Origin of the sequence: Pseudomonas sp. N2-3-1-14 (genome assembly GCF_041228395.1) — a bacterium.
Classification (GTDB): domain Bacteria; phylum Pseudomonadota; class Gammaproteobacteria; order Pseudomonadales; family Pseudomonadaceae; genus Aquipseudomonas.
Genome location: NZ_CP166199.1, coordinates 5,617,453 through 5,641,601 on the forward strand (window position 1 = coordinate 5,617,453; position 24,149 = coordinate 5,641,601).

At 53.6% G+C, this 24,149-nt stretch carries 19 protein-coding genes and 2 pseudogenes; 5 read left to right on the forward strand and 16 right to left on the reverse strand.

The window, feature by feature from the left end; all coding sequences use genetic code 11:
* The first annotated feature begins 129 nt into the window (after positions 1-129).
* Positions 130-693, forward strand: a complete 564-nt coding sequence (locus AB5I78_RS26040; RefSeq protein WP_369302399.1) for a cysteine hydrolase family protein — start codon at positions 130-132, stop codon at positions 691-693.
* 21 nt (positions 694-714) lie between these two features.
* On the opposite strand, the pseudogene tam reads toward AB5I78_RS26040, so the two are convergent.
* Positions 715-1,468, reverse strand: a pseudogene (tam, locus tag AB5I78_RS26045) (trans-aconitate 2-methyltransferase).
* Between the two features lie 101 nt (positions 1,469-1,569).
* On the opposite strand from tam, the gene AB5I78_RS26050 reads away from it, so the two are divergent.
* Positions 1,570-2,478 carry a LysR family transcriptional regulator gene (locus tag AB5I78_RS26050; RefSeq protein WP_369302397.1) on the forward strand — a complete coding sequence of 303 codons (909 nt, stop codon included), beginning with the start codon at positions 1,570-1,572 and terminating at the stop codon, positions 2,476-2,478.
* A gap of 432 nt (positions 2,479-2,910) precedes the next feature.
* On the opposite strand, the gene AB5I78_RS26055 is transcribed toward AB5I78_RS26050, so the two are convergent.
* The 4 genes from AB5I78_RS26055 to AB5I78_RS26070 all read right to left on the reverse strand — a co-directional run bounded on the left by AB5I78_RS26055 (position 2,911) and on the right by AB5I78_RS26070 (position 10,302).
* Entirely contained in the window at positions 2,911-4,785 is a 1,875-nt protein-coding gene (locus AB5I78_RS26055) for a UvrD-helicase domain-containing protein (protein WP_369302396.1), read from the reverse strand.
* On the reverse strand, positions 4,782-7,091 hold the full coding sequence (locus AB5I78_RS26060; protein WP_369302395.1) for an AAA family ATPase: 2,310 nt from the start codon (positions 7,089-7,091) through the stop codon (positions 4,782-4,784). Before AB5I78_RS26060 ends, AB5I78_RS26055 begins: the two co-directional genes overlap by 4 nt.
* A 222-nt stretch (positions 7,092-7,313) precedes the next feature.
* Positions 7,314-9,743 carry a DEAD/DEAH box helicase gene (locus AB5I78_RS26065; protein ID WP_369302394.1) on the reverse strand — a complete coding sequence of 810 codons (2,430 nt, stop codon included), beginning with the start codon at positions 9,741-9,743 and terminating at the stop codon, positions 7,314-7,316.
* A gap of 253 nt (positions 9,744-9,996) precedes the next feature.
* Positions 9,997-10,302, reverse strand: coding sequence for a DUF3732 domain-containing protein (locus AB5I78_RS26070; RefSeq protein WP_369302393.1), 306 nt, complete (start codon positions 10,300-10,302; stop codon positions 9,997-9,999).
* Between the two features lie 36 nt (positions 10,303-10,338).
* Here AB5I78_RS26070 and AB5I78_RS26075 point away from each other — a divergent pair.
* A pseudogene (locus tag AB5I78_RS26075) lies at positions 10,339-10,422 on the forward strand (AAA family ATPase); the annotation flags it as partial.
* A gap of 297 nt (positions 10,423-10,719) precedes the next feature.
* On the opposite strand, the gene AB5I78_RS26080 reads toward AB5I78_RS26075, so the two are convergent.
* The gene (locus tag AB5I78_RS26080) at positions 10,720-11,019 is read right to left on the reverse strand and encodes a hypothetical protein (protein ID WP_369302392.1); all 300 of its coding nucleotides are present in this window, start codon (positions 11,017-11,019) and stop codon (positions 10,720-10,722) included.
* A 540-nt stretch (positions 11,020-11,559) separates the two neighbouring features.
* On the opposite strand from AB5I78_RS26080, the gene AB5I78_RS26085 reads away from it, so the two are divergent.
* The gene (locus AB5I78_RS26085) at positions 11,560-12,555 is read left to right on the forward strand and encodes a hypothetical protein (RefSeq protein WP_369302391.1); all 996 of its coding nucleotides are present in this window, start codon (positions 11,560-11,562) and stop codon (positions 12,553-12,555) included.
* 157 nt (positions 12,556-12,712) lie between these two features.
* On the opposite strand, the gene AB5I78_RS26090 is transcribed toward AB5I78_RS26085, so the two are convergent.
* From AB5I78_RS26090 to AB5I78_RS26100, 3 genes are all read right to left on the reverse strand, one after another.
* Positions 12,713-13,642 carry a hypothetical protein gene (locus tag AB5I78_RS26090; protein WP_369302390.1) on the reverse strand — a complete coding sequence of 310 codons (930 nt, stop codon included), beginning with the start codon at positions 13,640-13,642 and terminating at the stop codon, positions 12,713-12,715.
* Positions 13,639-15,087: an AAA family ATPase gene (locus AB5I78_RS26095; RefSeq protein ID WP_369302389.1), complete on the reverse strand. Its 1,449-nt coding sequence runs from the start codon at positions 15,085-15,087 to the stop codon at positions 13,639-13,641. The genes AB5I78_RS26090 and AB5I78_RS26095 overlap by 4 nt, the downstream gene beginning before the upstream one ends.
* Positions 15,088-15,320: 233 nt before the next feature.
* Positions 15,321-15,797 (reverse strand): hypothetical protein, encoded by a 477-nt coding sequence (locus AB5I78_RS26100; protein WP_369302388.1) that lies wholly within the window; start codon positions 15,795-15,797, stop codon positions 15,321-15,323.
* 521 nt (positions 15,798-16,318) lie between these two features.
* On the opposite strand from AB5I78_RS26100, the gene AB5I78_RS26105 reads away from it, so the two are divergent.
* A complete protein-coding gene (locus tag AB5I78_RS26105) occupies positions 16,319-16,594 on the forward strand; it encodes a helix-turn-helix domain-containing protein (protein ID WP_369302387.1) in 276 nt (91 codons plus the stop codon).
* Position 16,595: 1 nt separating this feature from the next.
* Here the strand turns inward: AB5I78_RS26105 and AB5I78_RS26110 are convergent, their stop codons facing one another.
* From AB5I78_RS26110 to AB5I78_RS26140, 7 genes are all read right to left on the reverse strand, one after another.
* Complete coding sequence (locus AB5I78_RS26110; RefSeq protein ID WP_369302386.1) at positions 16,596-17,060, reverse strand: hypothetical protein; 465 nt, start codon at positions 17,058-17,060, stop codon at positions 16,596-16,598.
* On the reverse strand, positions 17,053-17,697 hold the full coding sequence (locus tag AB5I78_RS26115) for a hypothetical protein (protein ID WP_370004166.1): 645 nt from the start codon (positions 17,695-17,697) through the stop codon (positions 17,053-17,055). The genes AB5I78_RS26110 and AB5I78_RS26115 overlap by 8 nt, the downstream gene beginning before the upstream one ends.
* Positions 17,694-19,121 carry an integrase gene (locus AB5I78_RS26120; RefSeq protein WP_370004168.1) on the reverse strand — a complete coding sequence of 476 codons (1,428 nt, stop codon included), beginning with the start codon at positions 19,119-19,121 and terminating at the stop codon, positions 17,694-17,696. Before AB5I78_RS26120 ends, AB5I78_RS26115 begins: the two co-directional genes overlap by 4 nt.
* Positions 19,114-20,676 (reverse strand): site-specific integrase, encoded by a 1,563-nt coding sequence (locus AB5I78_RS26125; RefSeq protein WP_369302384.1) that lies wholly within the window; start codon positions 20,674-20,676, stop codon positions 19,114-19,116. Before AB5I78_RS26125 ends, AB5I78_RS26120 begins: the two co-directional genes overlap by 8 nt.
* On the reverse strand, positions 20,669-21,955 hold the full coding sequence (locus tag AB5I78_RS26130; RefSeq protein WP_369302383.1) for a tyrosine-type recombinase/integrase: 1,287 nt from the start codon (positions 21,953-21,955) through the stop codon (positions 20,669-20,671). Before AB5I78_RS26130 ends, AB5I78_RS26125 begins: the two co-directional genes overlap by 8 nt.
* A 132-nt stretch (positions 21,956-22,087) precedes the next feature.
* Positions 22,088-22,615: a single-stranded DNA-binding protein gene (locus tag AB5I78_RS26135; RefSeq protein WP_010467282.1), complete on the reverse strand. Its 528-nt coding sequence runs from the start codon at positions 22,613-22,615 to the stop codon at positions 22,088-22,090.
* Between the two features lie 9 nt (positions 22,616-22,624).
* On the reverse strand, positions 22,625-24,019 hold the full coding sequence (locus AB5I78_RS26140; RefSeq protein WP_369302382.1) for an MFS transporter: 1,395 nt from the start codon (positions 24,017-24,019) through the stop codon (positions 22,625-22,627).
* Positions 24,020-24,149: the final 130 nt, after the last annotated feature.

Consider the following 24,149-nt stretch of genomic DNA (forward strand, 5'->3'; position numbering starts at 1 on the left):
TGGCAGTTGGCCTGTCTTATTCTGCACGACAGGCGGTTGAACAGGCGGCGTTCTGCACGATTCCCTCAGCCGCTGTGGCTGGCGCCAGCTAAGATACCGGGCCCATTCCTCTGCAACGAGACATCACCCATGGCCAAGCAAGCGCTCATCCTCATCGACATTCAGAACGACTACTTCCCTGCGGGCAAGTGGCCGCTCGACGGCGTGGACGCGGCGGCAGACAACGCAGCGCAGGTGCTGCAGGCCTTTCGCCAGAAGGGCGACGTGGTGATTCACGTGCGCCATGAGTTCACCTCCGAGGACGCACCCTTTTTCACACCGGGCTCCGAGGGCGCGCACCTGCATGCCAAGGCCGTGAACGAGGCGAATGAACCGGTGGTGCTCAAGCACTTCGTGAATGCGTTTCGCGGGACGGATCTGCGGGCGTTGCTGGAGCAACGGGCCATCACCGAAGTGGTTGTGGCGGGCAACATGAGCCATATGTGCATCGACGCTGTGGTGCGGGCTGCGGCGGACCTGGGCTACAAGGTCACGCTGCTGCATGACGCGTGTGCGACACGGGACCTGGAATTTAACGGGCAAGTGATTCCGGCAGCCCAGGTGCATGGGGCCTATATGGCTTCACTGGCTTTTGCCTACGCAGAAGTGGTGTCGACGGATGAGTACTTGAAGGCACAAGCGGCGACGGCATGACCGCCACTTGTGTACCGAGCTTTAACGAGTCGCGATGATGAAAAGGCGAGGGAACGGCAGCAACACAGTGCCATCACCCAGTGCTGGATACGCCTGGGTAATCCGCGCCTGATATTCATGCAGGAAGGCGACTTTTTCGCGCTCGGTCAACGGTGCTAGAAAGGGCCGTAATGCCGACCCCTTGAACCATTCCACCACGGCGCCGTGATCCGTCAGCGGGTGGAGGTAGGTGGTGCGCCACACATCGACAGTGCTGCAGTGCTTGCTCAACAGCTCGTAGTAATAGCTCGCCGTGTGCCGTTCATTGTGTTTGACCGAACCGATCTTCGCCGCCCATGGGCCCTGGGCAGCAACTTCGCGCGCCAAGCGGTGGGCAGGCTCGTCCAGGTTGTCGGGGGTCTGTACGGCCAGGGTGCCGCCGGGCGTCAGCTGATTGACCAAGTGCGGATACAGCGAGGCGTGGTCCGGCAGCCATTGCAGCGAAGCGTTGGCCAGAATCACATCACATGGCTGCTCCGGTACCCAAGTGCCGATGTCGGCCAATTCTCACTTTCAGGCGTTTGCGTGCATCGATCAGCATGTCGCCGGAACTGTCCATGCCGGTGACATGCGCCTGTGGGAAACGCTCGGCCAGCACCTCGGTGGAGTTACCGGGGCCACAACCGAGGTCGACCGCGGTTTTTACCGGGCTATCTGGAATGGCCGCGACCAGGTCACGAACCGGGCGGGTGCGCTGCTGTTCAAACATCGTGTATTGCTTGGCTGACCAGGTCATCACGGCTTTCCTTCTTTTCGAGAGTGGCCACAGCCTAAATCTTGTGAGCCATGAGAACAAATGCCAGGATTGGCAACCTCCCATACCTTGAAAGTATCCCTATGCTGGAACTTCGCCAACTCAGAGCCTTCGTGGCGATTGCCGAGGAAGGCTATATCACTCGCGCGGCGCAACGCTTAGGCATGCAACAACCCCCGCTGACCCGAATGCTGCAAAGCCTTGAGGCCGAGCTAGGCGTGACATTGATGGAGCGCTTGCCGCGCGGGGTGCGCCCCACGAATGCCGGCCTGGCGTTGCTGGATGAAGCACGAGAAGTCTTGGCGCGTGCCGATGGGGTCGCCGATATCGTGCGGCGCGCCGCCCGCGGTGAGCGTGGTCGGTTGGCTATCGGTTTTACCAGTTCGGCGGCATTGCACCCGTTCGTGCCCAGCGTTTTGCGCGTGTTTCGCGAAACGTTTGTCGGCGTCTCGGTGGCCCTGGAAGAAGCGGGTACCGGCGAGCTGCTGGACGCGCTGGCCCATGAAAGACTCGACGCGGCGTTTATCCGCTCGCCGCTCAGCGGCAGTCAAACGCTGCAGGACCAGCCCATTCTGGTGGAGCCGATGCTGCTGGCGCTGCCTACCGACCACCCGCTGGCAAACGACGCCGCAACTCCCCTGCCCCTGGCGGCACTGGCCACCGAAGCCTTCGTGCTCTATCGGCGTCGCGTCGGGCTGGGTTTGTATGACGCAATTCTGGTGGCCTGCCGTGAAGCGGGTTTCAGCCCGCAGGTGGTCCAGGAAGCGCCGCGCATGACCGCGACATTGAGCCTGGTGGCGGCGGGCCTTGGCGTCTCCATCGTGCCAGCGTCCATGCAGCGGCTAAGGGGGGATGGCATTGTTTATCGCGAACTGACGGACTGCCAAAGCCTGGTGGCGCCATTGCATTTGGCGACGCGGGTCGGTGACAGCTCGGCGGTGTTGCAACGCTTCAAGCAGATGGTGATCAGCGCCGCCGCGACGGACGCCTGAACGTCGGCGGCAGAACCTTTGCCGCCAAGCGGCTTGGGATCAGTGTTGAGGGCAAAGAAAAAGCCCCGAGAGCATGGCTCGCGGGGCTTTCAGCGAAGACGTTACCGATTAGAACGGTTCTATTCACCAAAAAACGTCAACAACTCAGATTTTCCTTATGAGTCAATGCATTGAAAATCAGGTATGCACCACTGTCCAAAAAAGCGTAAACGTCAACAGGTTTTGAAACATCGTTGTTTACACTTTTCTACCATGCTGAAGCCAGTCGAACACCAGGGTTAAGACCAGAAAGGGCGGGCCTCCCAGCCCAGGACTAGACCCAGCTCTGCCGTGGTTAAGCCGGCCTTGGCCAACACCGCCGTTGGTAGGCGTTGCGCCCAATCGGCGGCGTTGCAAGGTTGAGCACTTGTACCTGCTCCCTCAAGAGCTGCTTTAAAGCACTATGACCTCTTCGGCTGTCAACCAGCCAGCGTCAATGACTCTATCCCTCGCAACCTCTGGCTGGGCGCTGTAGACCACGATGGCCAAGCTCTCCTCTGCACGACTGCAGGTGACGTACAGGAGCCTACGTGTGCGTGATAGCGAGGTGTCTTTGCCCTCGCTCTCATTCTTCATATCTGTGGCGGAGGCAGGTGTAACACCGAGCAATTTCTCATAGCTAAACAGAAAGCCACCGGCTTCTTCGTCGTTCAGGATGACCATCACCCGGGGAAACTCCAGGCCTTTGACTCCCTGGTGGGTACCGTAGGGCGAGAGGCCATTTGCGTAGCCTGCGAACGCCGCCATCTCTGAGTAACGACGCCCCAGGACAACCCGATAAGCATGGATTTCAAGCGCCTCACGATCGGACGTTTCTGGTGCTCGGTCTGCAGTGGCACCTTGAGCCATTGCAGCAACGAGTCGATCAGGCAGCGCAAGCAAACCCGAACTCTGGAGGATTTGAGCCACCTCTTCAATCAAGGGATTGTTATCTTTGAGCACCTCGCAGAGTGCATGGGTCGCGACTCCAGCAGACTCCAGCAGCTCGAATTGATTGTTGCCAGCCGCCTCCAGGTGCTTAGGATCAAGCAACGGAGAGCGCAGCCGCACCGCCTCCATGAGCGTGAAATCATCCGAACGGGCTGCGGCGACGATTGGAGCGACCCCATCGAAGAAAACCTTGAGGATGGGTAGCGTACCGTCCATCAGCGCGGTATTCAGATGTGCAACTGCATAGAGCGGAGCGAACACGCCTTCAAACCCCATCCGACGGGCAGCCATCTTGTGCTCTAGGATCAGCGTCTTGCGGCCATCCCTGCCGGTGGCCCACTGAGCATCACCCGTGATCTCTACCATTTGCTCAGCGATCTGGTCTTCCAAGCTGAAATCCAGCCCGGGCGCTTGCCGGGTGCAGAACATACGTACGGAACCTTGGGCAGCTTCCGGCTTTGGTATCTGCAGATGATCATCAGCGCCGGCGCGGATATCGTTGATCAATTTGACAACTCGAATCGGACAACGGCGATTGATACGTTTTTCAGGCTTGGCCCAATCTGGTGGTATCGCCTCATCAAGCCCTGGCTTCCCGTCGTTATAGATACGCTGCATCGTGTCGCCGAGCAGTCCTAAGCAAAATCTCCCAGGAATCGCTGCCTGAGCTTTCAGAAATGCATCCATGAGCGCGCCATTCGTATCTTGGCTTTCATCGATGAGCAGCACCGGGTGCCGATCCGCCATAACATCGAGTAAAGGCGGCTGAGGTAAAAACGCTGCAGCCATCTGGATGACTTCACTGTGGTTCAGCGATTGCCTACTTACGTTATCTCCCGTCGGACTGTAGGTAAATTCAGGAATTTCATCTAGGGCCGCCAAACGACGAGCTTTGCTATCCCGGCTCGCCTGGTTAGCCTGGGACGTCTTGTTCACTGTTCTCGCCCGACCGAGCCTGTCGTCCAATTCAGCGATGTCGCTCGCAAGTTTGATACGTAACCATTCACGAATATCGTCGTTGAAGCCCTTGATCATCTTCCAAGAAAAAGCATGAATGGTTGAAACCTCAACCAGCGGATCGTGCTCAAGGCGACGTGCGATTTCCTCACAGGCTGCGTTGGTGTAAGTGATGATCGCTATTTGCCGCCCCTCAAAGGTGAGGCGTTGACGCTCACGTTCCTTGAGTGATTTCACCGCTACGACGAGTGAGTGGGTCTTACCTGAGCCGGCACCGGCGTATAGGAAGAAGCTGCGTGGCGTCTCCAGGTTCAGGCATTCCTGGATAACGTCATCCGCATTCAGCGTAACTTCATCGGCGACATCCTTTATTGAACTCATTCGGGAGTCACCTCGACACTGGCCGTCGGGACAATCAAGAGCTCCTTACTCTTCTTTTGCAGCTTTTCCTCTAACCAGACGAGCCCTTCCCGGATGTACTCTGGAACAGCAACCTTGGCGAAGTCGGGATCTCCAAGCACCTGTAGCGCGAACTCCGCCTTGTCACCCGACCTGAGAGCGTCGAACAAAGCCTTACCTAGGTCGTCTGCAGTTGCACAATCACGCAGCGCTTTGGCGAAAGCCTTGGTCAGACCCCGCCCCTGCTTCGTTGCAAAGTGCTGCACATTGGTCAGCACCAGACTGTCCTCAAACGTGTTGGGCAGCGCCTGGGCTTCACCTTTAGTCTTAGGCAGAACGATGTTGATGGGTGTCTGATACGCAATGCGGATTGCAAACAAATGGTCTATCTGCTGCGATTTTTGCTCCCCATCCAGATCCAGCAGTGTGTCGACATCGTGCCCTATTCCCAGGGCGGTCACCCAACTACGCAGGGTGGGGTTGTTGGTTTCTTGTTTAGCCTTACGCTTGACGGGTACCGCTGTTTTCTTCAGTCCGGCGTCCAAATCCGTGATGACCAGGGTCACAATTCCCAGCGCATCGACTAATGGCCTTAGGCGATGTGCGTGACTGCCTCCAATATCCAGGATGGTAATGTAGCAACGATCAAGGAACGGAAATTGACTGCGTAAAAAATGCGGCAACATCATTCGCTCCGCAGCGCCTTCAACCAAGATCACTGCGTCAGCGAAGAAGAGATCGGCATGCTGCGCCCGCAGGTAACGAGTCACGAACTCCTTGGTTTGCCTGTGACGGTTTTTGTCGCCAAACACGGTGCTCAAGTTAGAGACGGTGGACACTGGGATAGGCACACCGGCCATTCCTGCGGGTAGCCTTCGGAAATACCGAAGGTTTGCATAATCCGTCTCATGAGCAACATGACTGGAGTGGGAGCTGACCACCAGCTGTGTTTTGAGCCTTGGGTATTTCTTGAGAAGCGGGTCATTACATAGGACGTGATACGCGTGCTTGATAAAGGCCTGCTGCACTTGGACATGAAGATGAGCCTCTGGCTCCTCAACCAGCACAAGGTGGATCGGCTCGATGCCGGCGTCGGACTGCTCCTCGGTGTTTTTGTACTTCCTCAGCCACTCATCCCGAAATGCCATCAACTGGAAAATCATCGAGATCAGGTTCTGGTAACCGAGGCCGTTGGATGTTTCGGGCAGACGCATGGGAGGAGCACCAGGTGCACCTGCGACTGAATCCAACTCGAACAGCACCGCAGCTTCATGGTTCATGCCGTCCGTAGGGGAAAGCCGGGTTTCCACCCTGATCGCCGGGTCAGTAGTGTTCGGATAGCCCAGACCTGCGACCTCTACAAGGGCGGGAGCGAAACTGGAGGTTAGTCGGGAATCGAACGCCGACTGTGCAGCTTGAATGGCTGTCAGCGCTTCCAAATCTGAAATATCAGGGCTGTCTCCGGGATCGAGATGCCGACTGTAGTAAGCACGCAGTTGCTCAGTTAGTTTTTTCCCTGAACCACCTCGTCCCTCAGTGACGGACTCCTCGGCGCTATCACCGAATCCGCGCTGGGCATTGATCTCGTGCACACGTATGAGATCGGTCAGCGGATTGCTCTCCAGCGCAAGTGCATTCGCAGACAGTGCTTGCAGGCGTGCATGACGAGTTTCGGGATCTGGGTCGCAGAGCTGCGCCGGGTCAAGACGATACCAGCGTATGGTGAACATCGCCCCCAAGCGCCGGTTGAGGTAGTCATGCAGGCTTTGCGGCCAAAGTGAGAGCGTGGGCGGTTTTTTTCCTTCCTCGGTCTTGCTCAAGATCTCCTGCAACAGCGTTTTGACCCGGTTACGCTCTTTCCGGTAATCGGTGAAGAGTTTGGCCATGTCCTTGGGCTCAAGTCGAAAACGCATCCCGACGCAGCCACCTTTCCAGGCAAAATTGGGAATCAGATCCTTGATGTAGTGCAGCTCCCCTTTCGAGGCTTCCACCCATAGATCGAGAGTGGGTAACCAATGCGTCCACTGGTTTGCCACTGGTATCTCGAAGGTTTCGTCAGCCTCTTCCCACTCGGCACCAATGTCATTAATGATCGTGAGGTGAGCAAGCGTTAAATCCTGGAGGCGAAAAGCAGTCGATTTCGAGAGCAGGAATTTACGCAACGCCAACATTGCGGAGGACTTACCACTGTTGTTGGCCCCAACCAATAGGGTGGTAGTGCTTGCCAGGTCGATTCGAACGGACAGGAGCTTGCGGAAATTCGCGACCTCCAGGTACTGGATCTGCATAGCCTCTTCCTTGTGACAGCTTAAGATAATTCGCCGGGCCGATGGATCCTGAAACTCTAGCCCAGCACCTGCAGCGCTCCAATAGACGTAATGAGTTTTGGCAACTGCATTCAAGCAATGGAGCCGCAGCGATCAGAAGCCAGGTTCAATTAGCGCACACATGCACGGCTGACGCAGCTTGTGCCAGCCGTACCCAGATGTCAGACGCGCTTTGCCTGGACGCTACTGGGCATACACGAAAGGCACCAAGTAGTTGACCAATCTGTCTGCCCGTATCGGCGAGTGCTCGATTGAAAGCTGACACTGCCCTTCAAGCTCGATGTCGGTCAACTGAGACTCACAAAGCTCTTTTAGCAATACCCGGGACTCAGCAACCAGTTGGTTCAACCGATCAAGCGTGAGCGCATAGCTCTCGTTCGCTGACGCTGCGGCGGTTGCCTTGTTACTGGGGTGCACCACCACTCGATGACTTGAGTAGCCGGGGTAGTTTCGGACAAACCACTGTTCTGCGACCAGAAGCTGACCATGCTCCTCCTTGGTCAACGGATTTTTGTCCTGTTTGCGACTTTTTGCTTCCAGGATCAGAGCAGTCTTGTTGGGGAGAAGCCAAAGCACATCAGGCCCTTCCCCACTGACATCATGGCGCTCTGTAGTAAGCCCGATCAAGCTACCAAGCTCTGCAAGCGCTTGCTCGAACTGATTGGCAGACGCGCCGCCGTGCAACTTGGACACCACCTCCTCAAAGCGTTGAAGCAGGCCGCGCCTGATCCGGTATCCACGTAGCTGAACAGCAATTGCTGCGCCTTGTGCGCCGGGAGACGCTAAGGGCCGGTAGGGAGGAGCGGTGCGTGGACGCAAAAGGTTGCGGTTCGCGGAAAATGCCGATCGTTGGAGCTCGTCACTGCGCTCGGCTTGCCCCCAGTTTTCCGCGATGCGGCCTGCCAATTGGTACAACCAACCACGTGTCTGGTCATCCACCGCGCCTTGGGCACCTGCTACCTGATCCAAACGTTCGATAGCTTTGTCATAAAAACCATCGGCCCACAGGTTAAAGGCCTTGCGTTCCGTTGAGGCAGTATTGAACCGCTTCGGGTCTGCCGCCTCTGGCCCAACGTTTTCCGCAAGGGTTGCGGCATGGTACTCAATCCATCCGATGTCCCGATTGATGCTGAGCGCGATTGTATTGTTCAAATCGTTGACATCACTGACTTCTTTACTGACCGTCGACCCCATTTCGAGCTGTGCCCGAGTCGCGCTCGTGAGCAGCCTGAAGTTCGCGTCCTTGGCAATCCAGCCAGCTAAGTCCGAGCCAAGCAGCAGGACTACGCAATGGTCGCCAGCCCCACGCGCTCCGCGTCCGATTCCCTGTTCAATGCGCTGAGCGAGCATGCGACTGATGGTAGCTCCACCGTAGAGGGTCGCAGCACGTAACAGCTCATAATCAGACGTGCCGGAGGGAAGCCCTTCCATCACCAAGACTCTGCAAGAGTCACCGGGTAGATCGATTCCATCGTAACGATTGGCAAATACGAATGGCCCATTGGTTCTACGCGACTGCAACGCCTCGATCGCAATCTCCACCTGGTCTGAGCCTTCCGCGAACTGCGCAGTGTCAGTCCATGCCTGCGCGGCATAGTTGGCGTGCACCAAAGCAACAGCCCCCAGGTTCATCCCAGCCACTTGCTTGAGCGTTGACTTAGCGACCTGTTGCGGATCGAAATCGAACGGCATCAGGCTTGGGATCAGGATCATCCGCTCACTGATCCCCGCGAGAGACCTGGAGGTCAAAGCGTTGTTTACAAGCTGGGGATCGGCGTCGAATGTGCGGACAATTTCGCTATCGTCAGCGATGGTCGCCGACATGTAGATACGCCGGGGCGCATCAGCGAATGTGGGGAAATTGTTTACCTGGGGCAGAACACTTGTAATGGTGAAGGCTTTGCCGCTGATCAGCGCATGGCACAGATGCAGATTGTCTCGCAGCAATGGCCAAGCATAAGGAACGTTCGCACCGTCGGGTCGCAACATTCCCCTTACGGTATCCAACTGCTCATTCCAGGCCCAATAAGGCACTTCAACTACGCCGCTGTTGAGGCCTGAAACGGTATCGTCAAAGGTGCCTAGTCGATCAATGTCTCGAAAAGCATTACGGAACAAAGTGCACAGCGCCTCGTACGTTTCCTTGTCATCCGCAGAGGAAACCTCAAGGGTGAACGATTCGCGCACCACAGAGAATGCTACGTGGGCGTCATCAAGGATAACGGCGCCCACTCTAATGGGCGCTTTCAACCCACGAACGCCAAACTTACTGTGGCCGTTGAATAGGGCGTTGTAGGAAGCGACCATGACAGCCTTGCCGTTCACAAAGTCGTCGTGCAGGGGCTGACCTCGGGTATATGGGACAGCGAGAATCCCCAACGATTTCGCTTTCTCCAAGGTCTGTTTAACTAACTGAGTGGTCGGAGCCAGATACAGAACGGGCTCTTTGAGGTCATTCAGGGTCGACTGAGCAATCAGCAGACCAACCAGAGTCTTGCCGCCCCCGGTGTGGAGCTTGACCACCGTGTCACGCTCATCCTTTCGCTCGAACCATGCCTCCAGCACCTCCGCTTGACTGGTATACAGATCATTGATGCCCTGAGGCTTGGGCATGCGCCTGAAGATTTCCAGGGGATCTATCGGTGCAGGTCGCTGAGACTGCGATCTGAGTTTGTTGAAGTCCACCATCCTTGTTTACCTCGCAGTCGTCGTTGAGCTTCAGTTGCTCATGATCATTGGGTTGAATCTCATCATTAACGATTACTTGTTCTACTGTGCCATGATGGAAACCCGCGATCCAGCCACGGGACTATTCCCAGCATGGGCTACCAAAGCGTTCGCCGCATGACGGCGCATTCTCGGCCTGTCAAATAGTGTCTGGTCGCGTAGGCCAATTTCGAGGAATCAGAGCATCCTCTGACTGCTTGTTCCATCGCATACGAGTGGCCTTGACGTACCGGGGGTCGTCACCGAAGAACGCGTGCTCGATCAGCAACACCTGTAAACCCTTTTGAGCAGCTGTCTCATCGAAAAGGAAGTCGAGGTGCCGGCGCATGGCTGAGACCTCTTCGTTCTCCTCAATGGTCGACTCATCCTTTGAATCGCTCCGGGTTTCGTAGACACCTCTTTGCCTTAAACTAAGGCCAATTAGGAGGTGCCATGAGCAACCCACGTTACCCTGAAGAATTCAAAATCCAGGCGGTCAATCACCCTGGCTGACCAGACAAAGATCAAGACACGAGAACGTAAGCGTAAGGAAGAAGATGCAGTTGAGGACGATGAGCCATTTTAATCCCCATCGGAAAATGCCCTGTCACATGCGCACATGTGGTGGGGCTTTCGACCTTTTGAGATCGGACAGAACTGCTACGCTAATCCACAATTGCTGATGACAAATCGGCAATCTGCTCTGGATCATTTTTCAATCGGCAGTGTGGGTAAGTTTTCAATCAGCGCCGACAGTTAGATGCATAAAAAATTTGATTTAAAACGATTTAAAGTGATAGTGGCATTTTATGATTTATTAATTGCCTTGTCCGGGAATATCGTTAATTAAAAAAGCCACCTGAGTTAGGTGGCTTTTTAAAGATTAGATATTTTTTGGGAGCAGACCTTGTTGTTGCTGGATCTGAGGAATATTCAATTGCAAATGTAGCAAGATCCCTAATCCATTTCCTGTTTCTAAAGCGTCCGACCAGCCAGATGCGAATGCTTCGGCAATGAACCATTCCTTAGCACGCTGGCAATAATTTGTGACTTGAGTTGTCGGGTTGGCCTGATTGTAAATAGCTACAACAAGCTCTTTCGAAGCTAAAAATGTTGGATTCCCAACAGTTACATTTCGTGGATCAGGGAAGTTGAAAGGTCTTCCCAGCTGAGATGTAGTCATGATTCGTCCTTTTAGATTATTTTTTCTCTTGTCGCAATCCTACGGACTTGTGTAATCGTCCAGAGCGGACTTTCCCAAGCCCGCGCACTGCGCCAGCTATTAGTTTAATTAAAAACGCCTAAAAATTGGTGATTTTTAGCGCCTTGTGCTGGATGAAATGATAGGGCACTGGATGATGTGGGGGGGGAGTCACGATGCCAATTACCGCAATGGCCCTGCACCGCCGAAAAAACCGTCCAGCACCGATCGAACTGCCGCCTATCCTTTATGAGAATCCGTGGCGCAATTTTGCTGCGTTTCTGCGTGAGCTACCGGTTGTAGTGGTCGACTAATCCCGAACACGACCCGAGCTGGGGCCAGCCTACCGCTGAACCGGTGTGATCGAATCCGGCTATATCGATGCATAGGTAGCCCTGATCAAGCGGGAGGGCTGCGACGGCATGCGAACAAACCGGAAGCACGGCATAAAAACAAAATGCTGCATTTTGAGGTCATTTTGTTTTATGCTTGAATTCCATCTCTTGTTTACCGGTCCCTAAGATGTTCAATAGCGATGCCCCCGCTGGGAAAATAACGGTTCGGAATCTACCACCAGAGGTCCTAAACGCCTTGAGTCGATTGGCTGAACACCATGATCGCTCCCTCGAGGCGGAGGCCCGGCAAGCTATACGTACATGGGTGCAACCGCAAATTGCAGGCGAGGAACGTAATTCAAGAACCGCCTCCATAGGTCAGCGCCTACGCTATCTGCAAACTGAAATAAGTGAATTACGGCCTTCAAAAGTGGCAACGCCTTCTAGACTCGCAGAAGCGTTAGGGTGGACTCACGCAGGGAATGTTGAGCGTTGGTTCGCAGGGGAAGAAGAGCCGTCGCTGACGGAACTCTCGCAAATTGCCGATCTGCTAGGGTGTAAAAAAGACTGGCTCCTACATGGCGAGGGTAGCCCATATTCTTCCATTTATACGCGCATACCTGAAGATGCCTTTTTAGGTCCGGACTGGCTTCTAACTCCATCTGAGGCGGGGGAGACCCCAAAAATCCACTTGATCCGCAACAAAAGCGAAGCTGGAGAATTCGCTTTTGTGAAAAGTTTCTCTGACTGGAACTCCCAAACCTTCTCAACCCCATACCATGTTAGCGAAGTCATTGGGGCAGGAGGTGAGTCAAGTTTGGCCTCGCTTAGCCTTGTACTTCAAGGCCTGTACAAGCGCTGGACAGGTAAAGGCGGTAGCAGTGTATTTGTTGAAGGCTACTTGGTTAGCGAGAGCGCATACTCTTCACTGTTAGCCGGAAAACGCCACCCCATTAACATTCTTCGATATGAGGAGAAAAGTTGCTGGTGGGAGGACTTTTGGGATGAGAACCAGTTTCGAGACCATAATTACTGGCCCGGATGGAAAAATATTACGGAACGCATTTTTCGTGCTATTGAAGGGCGGCCTACGCTGAAAGAGCAGCGTGACAAATTAAACGGACGCAAACCGCTCTTGGAATCACCTCAAGAACCGCAGAAGGATTCAAACACTCTCGAATGACAACCGAGCCGCGAAACCTGCTGGCTACCTATCGGTAGCCAGCAGACATAATTTTCAGATATCTAATGACTTACTGAAAATCCGAAAAACGATTTAGCCGTCACCACTATGAAAGTCTGCTTAAAAAATATGCATCATTAAAAGCGCACAAGTTTCGTCACTCTGGTATTGCACCATATTGTTTTGCAATACACACCCTTGCCTTTCCATAAGGAAAGCTTTTGTAGGCATCCAGCTCAAACTCTAGATGATCATTGAGCGTAAGCGGAAAATCTAATGCCGCATCAAGCATAGCTTGGCGCGCGGTGTAGCCCTTCATTTTTCTTGCGAGATAAAATGCCTGAGTAGAATAATCTTCGTAACGACTCTTTAACTGAAAAGTATTGATTGACGCACTAGACGCGGCATAATTTTTTCTAGCCTCGACACTCAACCGGTAACTCGTCGAAGGTAGCGCTAACGCAAGAGCTTCAGCAACTTTCTCCTCAGCAACTACTATAGGACGAAGCTCAAACTCGATAGACTCTTCATCAACAAATGGATTTAAATGAATGTTTTTTGCAAAATCGACCGCGTGTTTCATCTGGCTGCCGTTACATTTTTCACAACATGGTATAAAATTTGAGAGGGTCAACGCTAGAAAGGGATAATCTGACTTCGTATAGTAATGATCAATCGGTGGCCTGTATCCCTTTAACCCCTCATCAGGGAGGCAAGTTCCGGTGCTTACCATATGACAATAACAACAAATCTTGTATTTTGCCTGAAGACAAAGATGATACGCCGTCCAAGGCCTTTGGGATTTTTTTGAGAACTCAGAAAAATCAAAAATATCTTTGAGCCTCTCAGAAGCACATTCACGTAGAAAACCACCACCAAAGCGACTTTCATAATCTGCAATGCACACAGGTAACTCTAACGGAGTTCCACCCACTATTACCCTTCTATTTGTTTCGACAAATTCACAAATAGCAACATCTAAAAATGAATCGCTTAACGCAAGCAATCCTTTATCGATTTCAGCGTTGAGAAATATTGAGTGATGGGCTACGGCGTCATCCCACACATCAGAGATATTTATAATCACTCTTGAAAACTCCGTCTTAGAGCTAATTTAATAGCCACATCCCCAATAACTTCCACTACATTGCGATCCTCGCCAGTAGTCTTTCCACTTTGCGCCCTTTTATATATCTCATTAATTTTACCAGCAGCAAATTCTCCTAGAGAGTTAGAACCAAAGGCCCCAGCAATGACCTCCTCCAAAGGTGCAGCAAATGAATTTATGGAGGAGCTAGAGTCAAGGCTAGTAACCAGTTCACCCGGAATATCCGCTGCTAGCAAAGGAGAGTGCGTCGCCATAATCAATTGTAAACTTCGTAGATTATGCTTTCGCTTGAGGCCACCAAGAAATTTATTCAGCATAGAAAAATATCGACGCTGCCAATCCAAATGCAAATAGGCGTCACCCTCATCAATCAATAACAAGATAGAAATGCGCCCCTGTGCAGCAGCCTTGCCTATCGCTTCATCGATTAATGAAAATTGCTCCACTAAGGCCTGCAACCCTGAACTCAGATTTGACCACTCTATTTTTATAGGAGTCTCATGCCGCCGAACTATCTCCGACTGGCTAATGCCGTCAATTTGAAATCTGTGAGTTCTTTGACTCCAATCAAAGTCCTCCTTATAAGCATAATTGGCCAGCACGACCTTCGTGCCACCCACTATACTCTCTAACTTTTTAAACGATGATATATCCGAAGGGACAAGGATGAGACCCACATGAACTAAAAACGCAAGCGCCGCTGACTTTTCGTCATAGTGCTTGTCTTTCGAATACATATACTCTAATGCCGACAAAAATAAACATCGATCGGTCTCTCCAATCCGAAAGTCTATCTCCTGCTCCAAAAGCTCCTCAAGCCGTTTTAATATCGATTCTCGCTTACCATCTAAAACCTTATAGTCATCCAACTCTGCAGAATCAAGCTTATTCACTAAGCTATTGAGATCAAAAATGGTGCGCTCCAATTCTGATGACAATATATCCCTAGAGCTCTTTAGAGCGGGAATGAGAACCGCTCGAAAAACAGTTCTGGAATACCCAAAAGTACCGATTAACCGAGTATCTACTTTTAACACTTCGGCCACTTCACCCAACTGCTCAATTCTTCGACTATCAGTATAAGGCTTAATGCTAGGAGATGCGTTTATAACCCCAGGCTTCCGGACAAACTTCCGCCTGTACGGCAACGCTGAGTAGTAGATCGCACAAAGATCTTTATTGTACGGGGCACTGGGCTCGTAGTTTCCGTTAGGAGTGCCCTGAAAATAGAATTGGACAGAGTCATCTTGAGAAGAGCCAACAGCATTCGCGAGGGACAACAACATCCGCGTCTTTCCCGAGCCATTGGTCCCCAATAATAAACTGACGCTATCAATTTCAAACAATCTACCGAGACGATCGACACCTTGTGGTAGCAGCTCGATCAGTCGATCCTCAACTCTTATCGCTTGAATTTTTGACATATCCTCGTCCTAACCACCTTGAGCGTACCTGCAGAGTATTGAGCTTACTGTTATCGGAAAAAAATAGCATTTGGCCATGATTACCGATCATCTTAACCTTTTCGAAGCTTGACCCCCGCAAACGTGTCCTATCAAAATTTGCCTTATGAGCTACTGTGCCTGAACGAGTACCGTATACCGAGGCGTTGAGGATCAGAACGTAGCAGCGGGCAATCGGATAAGGTCGGGGGAGCTTAGGGCTCGGAGTATCCAGTCAATTTCCCCAGGGATGCTGCATAGTGACGAGTCTGATACTTCAGCACCAATTTCATCTGCGGTGTTATGTCCTCTTCTAGACCCCATTCAAAAGCCTTCTTATCCAGCATGTGCCGGGAAGCTAACCCGACAGCATATGAAGTTGGTTGAACTGGCTTCAGCCCAGCCCATTCCTTCAAAAAGGCCCTAAGTTCAGCGGCCTTCGAACGCAGCATGCAGGGGTAGCAGGTCAGCCTATCTACAACGTAGAGTAGGCGGCGCCTTGACTCATCTGCGACGCCTGTCTGCACCAAACTCTCCCTAAGCAGAGGAGCCAGATCCAGCTCTCCATACCAGACCTGCTTTGCGAAGTCTGCTAGCGTCTTTTCAGAAACCTGTCGTGGGCACTGCGAACCAATGGCATCAATTAGCCGAAGGATCGACGCCTCATTCTGCTGGTTTAAACTCATAGCCATCTCGCAAAATCACCTCCGAGCATAAATTACTCGAAGAGCCGTATGGTGCTGATTCTGAACATATCCGTCCCAATAGGTGCTCCCGCTCTCCAACTTATAAACATAGGCCACGTGCTCGCCCGAGGAACCAATTGCCTCACATAGTTCTATGAGTCCCTCCATCAGCCAATCAGAGCTCCGATTTAGATGCCTTGGGCTAACGAGCAGCACGCGCTCTACGCGCAGCCCCTCGGTCTGCTGGGCCAACAGTCCTTCGAACAACGAGATGTCTGCGATCAGCAGCATGCTATGAAGGGTTTCCTCCCCATACGCCTCTGCACAGCACACATAAAGCCAAGGGCATTGGAGACTTTGCTCCACATAGCGCCAAACCTGCAGGCCATCACCGAACGCAAGGGCTCCCTTCACCTCAGCCTGTAAATGTGTTCTGAACATGCCTTAGCTCCGGCCAATGAACACTATAGATTGTAGCTCTAAAGAGCTCATCAAGGCCTTATCGTTCCTTTTGCGAGATTGGCGAAATGGAACTGAAAAAGGCCTTCGGCCAAGCTCTAAAACAGATGAGAACCCACAAAGGATTGACTCAGGAGGATTTTTCAAACGTAAGCAGTCGAACCTATCTCAGCACGCTAGAAAGGGGCCTCAAGAGCCCAACGATCGACAAACTCGGCGAAATTGCATCTGTCATGGAGGTGCACCCCGTGTCGATCCTTGTCCACAGTTACTTACTCCGCGACAGATCAATGACCATCGAGCAACTGTTCGAGCGTGTCCAGGAAGAGCTTGGAAGCATCTGACTTAACCCTTATCGCCTGCGAACCTCTTTGTGCGGGCAAGTTTAGTCAGTTCTCTATCCACTCGAGGAAGGGGCGTGCTCAGATACTCTTTCGTCATCCCTTTCAAATATGCGTTATAGGCCCACGTGACGAATTGCTCGAGCAGACTTTCGTTCTCCACTTTTAGGCGAGCGTTCTCGGCCTCCAATCGCTTAAGACGTTCTGTAAGCGCTCCAACCTCTACAGTAGATAATTTTTGAAGGGACTCCGAACCAGGCACCTTGCTAAGACGCGTCTTAGTAGCCTGGTATGCCGATTTAATCCGGGCGTGCTTGTCGAGTGCCTGACGCGTGTAACGAACACCCAGGCGATTCTCAATCGCCTCAATGAGCAGATCCCAAGAAAGCTTGCCTGACCACCCATCCAACACACCGACAATGCGTTCGATGGCCTGATCATCGAGGTTTCTTGCTCGCCTTTTAGCCATGCTTGCTCCGCTTAATTCGGCTAGCGTTAGTCGGCGCCAAGCGCTTCAGCGTCGAATAACCATCCAATGCGGCTCGATCCTCCAGCGCTTGCTCCACTCCCGTCGAAGAAATGATCGGAACATCCGCTAGCTGAATAACAGAGCCAATCGCGACTGAGGGATGATCGAAAATCTCTGTAAGTTGGGTTAGTCGCAGAACCGTCTTCTTGTGGTGCTCCATCCAGCGGTCGGCGCCGTAATAACCCTGTGTCGTTGCCTCCTCAGCACGTGTGAGCAGTTGCTTCGCATCTTCCAGCCGACGCCTCACCCTCATAGTCTTGCCTTCATCGCCTTTCACGCATAAGTGCTCGCCGCAGTTGATGCAGTCGGCATGCCGGTCACAGGGCATCATCGTGTAGTCATGGACGCAAAAACCAAAGTCAGTCGTATGGGCTGTAGGAATTTTAAGTCGTGCAAACTCATCACGTGAAATAGGGATATTCTTCGGCAGATTTGCCAGCGGACCGAACATTTGAGATTCGTCGCCAATGGACGCGCGAATCTTCGCCACCATTTGATCTGCGCTTACATGGTCATAAACCTCATTCTGCCGAATATCCACGCGCCCCGACCACTTCGCAATGTCTAACTGACTCATCCCCCCGCCTGGGCCAAGGTATTCAAGTAGTGACGGAACTGATGGGTAGATACTCGGATATGGCTGCCGTCTGGCTCAGTGAAACCAAGGCGCCCAAACATCGACTCAAAGCCATGTTCACTTCTGGTGCCGAGTGCGGTGTTCACCTGATTGATGGTGACCGGTTCAACGACACAGCCAAATGTACCTTTGGCAGAATGCAGTTCATTACGCCGCACTACTATCAGCGCCTCTGAAAACTTAAGGCCCATCTCCGCGTTTAGCAGTGGGAATCCCGCTGGAAGTAGAGCTATCGCGGCTCTTTCGACATCAGCAAATCGCGCACAAACTCTGCGGCCGTTTTTTATCAACAACACATCATTTGCGGCGCACCAAAGTCGAGCAAATGAAGCCGCGCCCTCATCCAGCAAAATCACTTGCTGAACTTCATCCATTGTCAAAAGCTCTTGGCTTCTCAGGTATTCCAAATGCTGAGGTAGATAAAGCTTTTCTGGGTTCAACTCGTACCATTGAGCAATACGTCGAGCGCCTTCCGTCAAATGCCTGATTTTGGCAACGGCCTCAGCGACAACGAGAGCCATTGAGGGAATGATCCATTTAACCATTGGATCAGCCCCCTTTGCCGGCTGCCATCGCAGGCCGTAGACATCTTTACCACCTAACGTTTTGTCATAAATCTCACAGCTCTCGGTAAGCAGTAACACCTCATTGATGCGATCAGGCGCAGAGCAGAGAATCGCGGCAATCGACGAGAACATAACGTCATTAGGTTGGGACGCCATGTAGAACGTCTTGGGAAGCGCTTCCAATGCGGCTTGAGATGGCATCTTTTCGTTCCGGCGCTTGTCAAACTCCTGCCCCACACGAACCGTATCGAGCGGCCGATTGATAGGACTACGCCACGATAGCGGAATCACTGTGAGACGGTGCTCTGACATAAACCAGGCAATCAACTCGAGCTGAGAACCTACGCGATAGGCCGTAGATCCTGAGAGGCGCTCAGCGATAATTCGCGCAGCTCGATTAAACGTGTCGCCATCCATCATCACCGGGATCAAATGACCGCTCTTCCTAAAAGCCGCATCAAGGGCGCGCAGCGCAGTGACTCGAAAAGCAGGATTCTTCGTTGGCCGCATACCCTGCATGTAGCGGACGTATGCTTTTGCAAAAGACACAAACGGCTCAGCCATCTGAGTTGGCAGTATGGCGTCTACCGTTTCTTGAGTAGAGAAGCAGATGCGGACCCGGTTCTTACCATGCGCCTTCAGCTGCGTGGTGTCGGTGACATCCCATGTCATATCGCTAAAACTAAGACCAGCACCGAAAATGGTCAGTTGAGACCGGCTCATCGCGATAAACTCGCCCAAGTTTTCTGCAGCATCCCGCTCTGCCCTGGGGGTGAACACTACGAGGCTGTCAGGCATCCTTCGTCTCCCCACGCTTCTCACGAATGAGCTCAACCACCTCGGCAACGGCCAGAATCGTTCGGTCATTCACTGCTGCGATGCGGGCATCTGCCACTGCGATCAGACGTTCACGCTCGACCATCAGGTAGTCCAGCACCGCTTCATGAGGACCATCGACCCAGGCTTGGAAGTTTTTACAGGTGTAGCACGCGATAGGCGCCATAAAACCACAAGGTCCGCCGCGACCACAGTTCCCCATCGGCTTCATCGTTTCGTCAAAGCGAGGATCGACAATCCGACTCGTTGGGTCACCGCCACGGATCGCCGCCGACTCCTCACTAATGACGACACCAGCAAACGCATGAGCAAGCGGCGCCATTCGAAGCGCCACAGCACGATCGATCCGCTCAATGATTTCCGGTGTGGCCTTCACATAGATTCCGACATTTTGAGTGTCGCTGTGATCTAGCAATTCAGCGATGATCAGCTCGCCGCGTCCCTCTCTGGCCGCGGACGTAGCCATCGTATGTCGCAGCCTTTTAGAGGTAACCTTGATGGGCTCGCCGGTCCTCTCTGAATAAACCTGTAGAGCTTCAAATACCGAACTGATTCTGCTGCCAATCTCATCAGGCGATGTGTGATGGTGAAATCCTGGACGAATCCTTTTCGTCGCCTTCCTTTGAGGAAACAAAGGCGCTTGCGACGGCGCAATGGAGAATTTTTCGTCAAGCCCGAATCGTTCGCGAACACTGCTCGCGTAGCCTATAAGCAATTTTCCGATGCTGGGGGTTATCAATCGCGCCTTAAATTGCTCCCGTCGCGCCTCGCCCCCGCCTTGCTTTACCCTGGGCACTCGAAGCACATACTCGTGGTTACCATCAGCCTTCACAATTTCTTCGACATCACACACTTTCAACATCGCAAACTGGATGTTTCTCTGCCCCAAGAGCAAACAAAGCCACGTCAAAAGATAGTCATCCAGAGCGATCTTCTTGGCGGCAAAAGCATCGTTAAGTGCCGCTTGCGTAGCCGAGCGTTCAATATCCGTAAGCGGCCCCTTGAGCGGATCCATAGTCAGGACTGCTGCGCCCTTGCGGTTCCCTTTGAGGCGAATACTTTTGAGAAAGCGCACGGCAGCGTTCGTTACGCCTGGCACGCCCAAACTATTCCACTTTTTAATAAAGGCGCTTAAGGCCCCCAGCCTCCACTCGGTATCCGATGTCAGGGAAGCTCGAAAGTTAGCGAGCAGCGGCGCATCAATGACGCTGACTGGCTTTCCTTGTGCATCCGATATCGATTCGAGTAATCGCCTCATAAGGTCAAACTGTGAGACGACAGTCGTCGCTTCCGTGTTTTCGGCATACCAAAGCAAGGGAAACTTCGTTGCCGCGATTAACTCATCAGTCGCACATCCTCTCAGTCTTTCGAAATTCACACTGATTGAATGAAGGCCATCATGGAACGCCCATCGTTTGGCGCTCGGATCGAACACCGCTCCGCTGAGCGCCCTCACAGTAGGCGGCAGAGTCAGATCGCCCAACGACTGACGGGTAATTGCTCGTTTTTCAGTCATCACTCGACATACCGTCTACTTGCTTCGCTTGCATCGCCAAAGACACTTGCTGAGCTTTCAGTCGGACGTGCCGACGGGTGTAATTGACAGAAGTCTTCGAGGTCGGTGCCCACCCCATCAAGAACGATCGCATGCGCTCTTCTTCGGCTTCAGAGACTTTCGCATTGTCCATAATGTCCGAGAAGCGGTCGTTCCACGTGTGGCGCAGAACATGCGGAGTTACAGCATCGAACTCGCCATCGAAGGTATTCCGAAGCTCGGCGAAAATAGCATTCACAGCACTGAGCGACAGAGGCGCCCCGGTGCACATGGCGATGAATAGGTATGGGTGCCGCCTTGCACCTTCAGTGGCTCGGCGTGTGATGGCTATGTATTCGTGGGTCAGCTTGCAAAGGCCTGGGGATAATGGAATCTTTCGGTCACGCGTCTTTACCAGTGGCTGATCCTTTCGGGGGTCTTGCGGATCGTCTGCTCGCCTGACAACCGTGAGCTCCTCCGACTGAAAGTTAATGTCGGGAATCGTCACGTTCAAAACTTCGCCACGCCGTAGGCCAAGCTCGTAAAACCAGCGCACTAGGAGAGCGTTTCGAATGCGTGTGTTCTCCCCCCTCCAGGGATTCTCAGGTGATGTTGGCGACGTAACATTGAGGAGTTTCTCCGCCAACTCTGGCTTAAGCCCTTCCCGCTGCCCAATAGTATTCCGACCTTTGTGGCGCGGCAGTCGCGCGTTCAACGCATCCTTGCAAGACGTCCACTCATTCCAAAGCCGCTCTGCCTCAGTTGCACCCGGTTGATGCCGAGCCATGTGGTATCTCACGAGCCATTCAAGATAGTCCCGGATGACCCGAATACGGTTAGCTGCGGTATGGCCCGCCACCTCTATTGGTGCAAGTTTTCGTTGAAAAAGGCGCACACTTTCAGCGGCGCTTCTACGAGCGGATTGATGGGAAGGGGAAATTGAATCGCAATTCAGTTGATCAGCGACAGGCCGCCTGCAGTGCCGGACAAGCTCATCAAGTTCACTCAGGCGAAAAACTCCGCCCTGTTGGATCCGCTGCTCAATATCAATTGAGCTCGAGTCGAGGAATAGCTGCAATACCATGATCGACCGCAAGACCTGGTCAATCGTATTGCTCGCTTTGTTGGTAGCGCGAATCTCGCTGAGCACGTAAATAGACGGCTCGAATAGGGGGACTCCCGTGGCCAGAGCAATCAGCACCGGCAACCGCTCTCCGGAACTCAATACGAGCGTCTTTACCGCGTAGGGATTGAGGGCCATTTGTTTACACCTTTGAAAGGTAAACGCTTAACAAATGTAGCCCTTAATCCGCAAAAATCTGTAAACAATAAAAAAGCGAAGCCAAATCAATGGCTTCGCTTCTAATGTTTATGGTTCTGAAAAAGCTACACTTCAGAACGGGATATCGTCATCAAAGCTGTCGAAATCCGGAGCAGGCTGTGGGGCGGCCTGTTGTGGAGGCGGCGCCTGACGCGACTGCTGCGGTGCCGACTGCTGCGGACGCGGAGCCTGCTGGCGTGGGGCCGGAGCGGACTGCTGGTAGTTGTTGCCCCCGCCTTGTTGGTCGCCCTGCTGTGGACGGCCGCCGAGCAGTTGCATGGTGCCTTGCATGTCGACCACGATTTCAGTGGTGTAACGCTTGATGCCGTCTTTTTCCCACTCGCGGGTTTGCAGTTTGCCTTCGATGTAAACCTGCGAACCTTTGCGCAGGTACTCGCCGGCGATCTCTGCAACCTTGCCGAACATCGACACGCGGTGCCATTCGGTTTTCTCGACCTTCTGGCCGGTCTGCTTGTCAGTCCACTGTTCGCTGGTCGCCAGACTCAGGTTGGTCACGGCGTTACCGTTAGGCAAGTAGCGAACTTCGGGATCCTGGCCGCATGTACCGACCAATATGACTTTGTTAACCCCACGGGCCATAACGTTCTCCTAAGCTGGGCGCGCTGTCGGCACTGGGTTGACCAGTTGCTCGAGCGTCGCGCGATCCAATAATTCGGTGTCCAATTTGATGTAAATGGCCGCCTCTTCAGCGACCACCACTGCATCTGTTACCCCGACGACGGCCTTCAGGCGCTCTACCAGGCCAGCTTCACGAATTGCTTCGGGCGACAGCGGCAGGCGCAGGCTTGTGACGTACGGAGGTTCGCGCATGGTAACAGCAAAGACCAGCCAAAGTGCAGCCAGCCCGGCGCATCCGAGGAACACAACCGACAAACCGCCATGCTGGAACATCCAGCCGCCCATGATGCCGCCAAGCGCGGAGCCGAGGAACTGGCTGGTGGAGTAAACCCCCATCGCCGTGCCCTTGCCACCGGCCGGTGAAACTTTACTGATCAGCGAAGGCAGCGAAGCCTCCAGCAGGTTGAACGCGGTGAAGAACACCACCGTGCCGATTACCAGCGCCCGCAGGCTGTCGCCGAACTCCCAGAAGAATAGCTCAGTGAGCATCAATGTCGCGACGGCGCCCAGGAGAACTCGTTTCATTTTGCGTTTCTTCTCGCCGTAGATGATGAACGGGATCATGGCGAAGAACGAAATGAGCAAGGCTGTCAGGTAGACCCACCAGTGCTGCTCCTTGGGCAGGCCGGCTTTTTGTACCAGGGCCAGGGGCAGCGCGACGAAGCTGCACATCAGCATCGCGTGCAACACGAAGATACCTAAATCCAGACGGAGCAAGTCCGGGTGCTTGAGCGTCGGCAATAATGCCTTGCGTGCGACGCCGGACTCACGGTGCTGCAAGGTGCCGGTGGAGCGCGGCACCATGAAGGCCACGATCACGATCCCGAACAACGCCATGCCGCCCGTGGCCAGGAACAGCCCGTGCAAACCAAAGGCGCGCGTCAGCAATGGACCCACCACCATGGCCACCGCGAACGACAGGCCGATGGTCATGCCGATCATGGCCATGGCCTTGGTGCGATGTTGTTCGCGGGTCAAGTCCGAGAGCAGCGCCATGACGGCCGCAGAAATTGCGCCGGCGCCCTGCAGCACGCGCCCGGCGATCACGCCCCAGATCGAATCCGATTGCGCGGCAAGCACGCTGCCGAGCGCGAACACGATGAGCCCCAGGTAAATCACTGGGCGCCGGCCGATGCGGTCGGAGATGATCCCGAACGGAATCTGGAAAAGCGCCTGGGTCAGGCCATAGGCGCCAATCGCCAGGCCGATCAGGGCGGGGGTCGCGCCTGCGAGATCCATTCCATAGGTCGCCAGCACCGGCAACACCATAAACATGCCAAGCATACGGAAGGCGAACACCAGGGCCAGACCGCTTGCTGCTCGGGTCTCGCCGCTACTCATGCGTTCGCTGTGGGGATCGTGCATGGAAAAACCTCGTGTGAACCGGCGGCGATTCTACCAGTCCCATCGATTGAGAGGGTATATGCGGCGCTTTGCCGCGCAGCTTTCATGTAAGGCTGCAACCGGCACTTTGACAGTGTATATTCATCCAGTC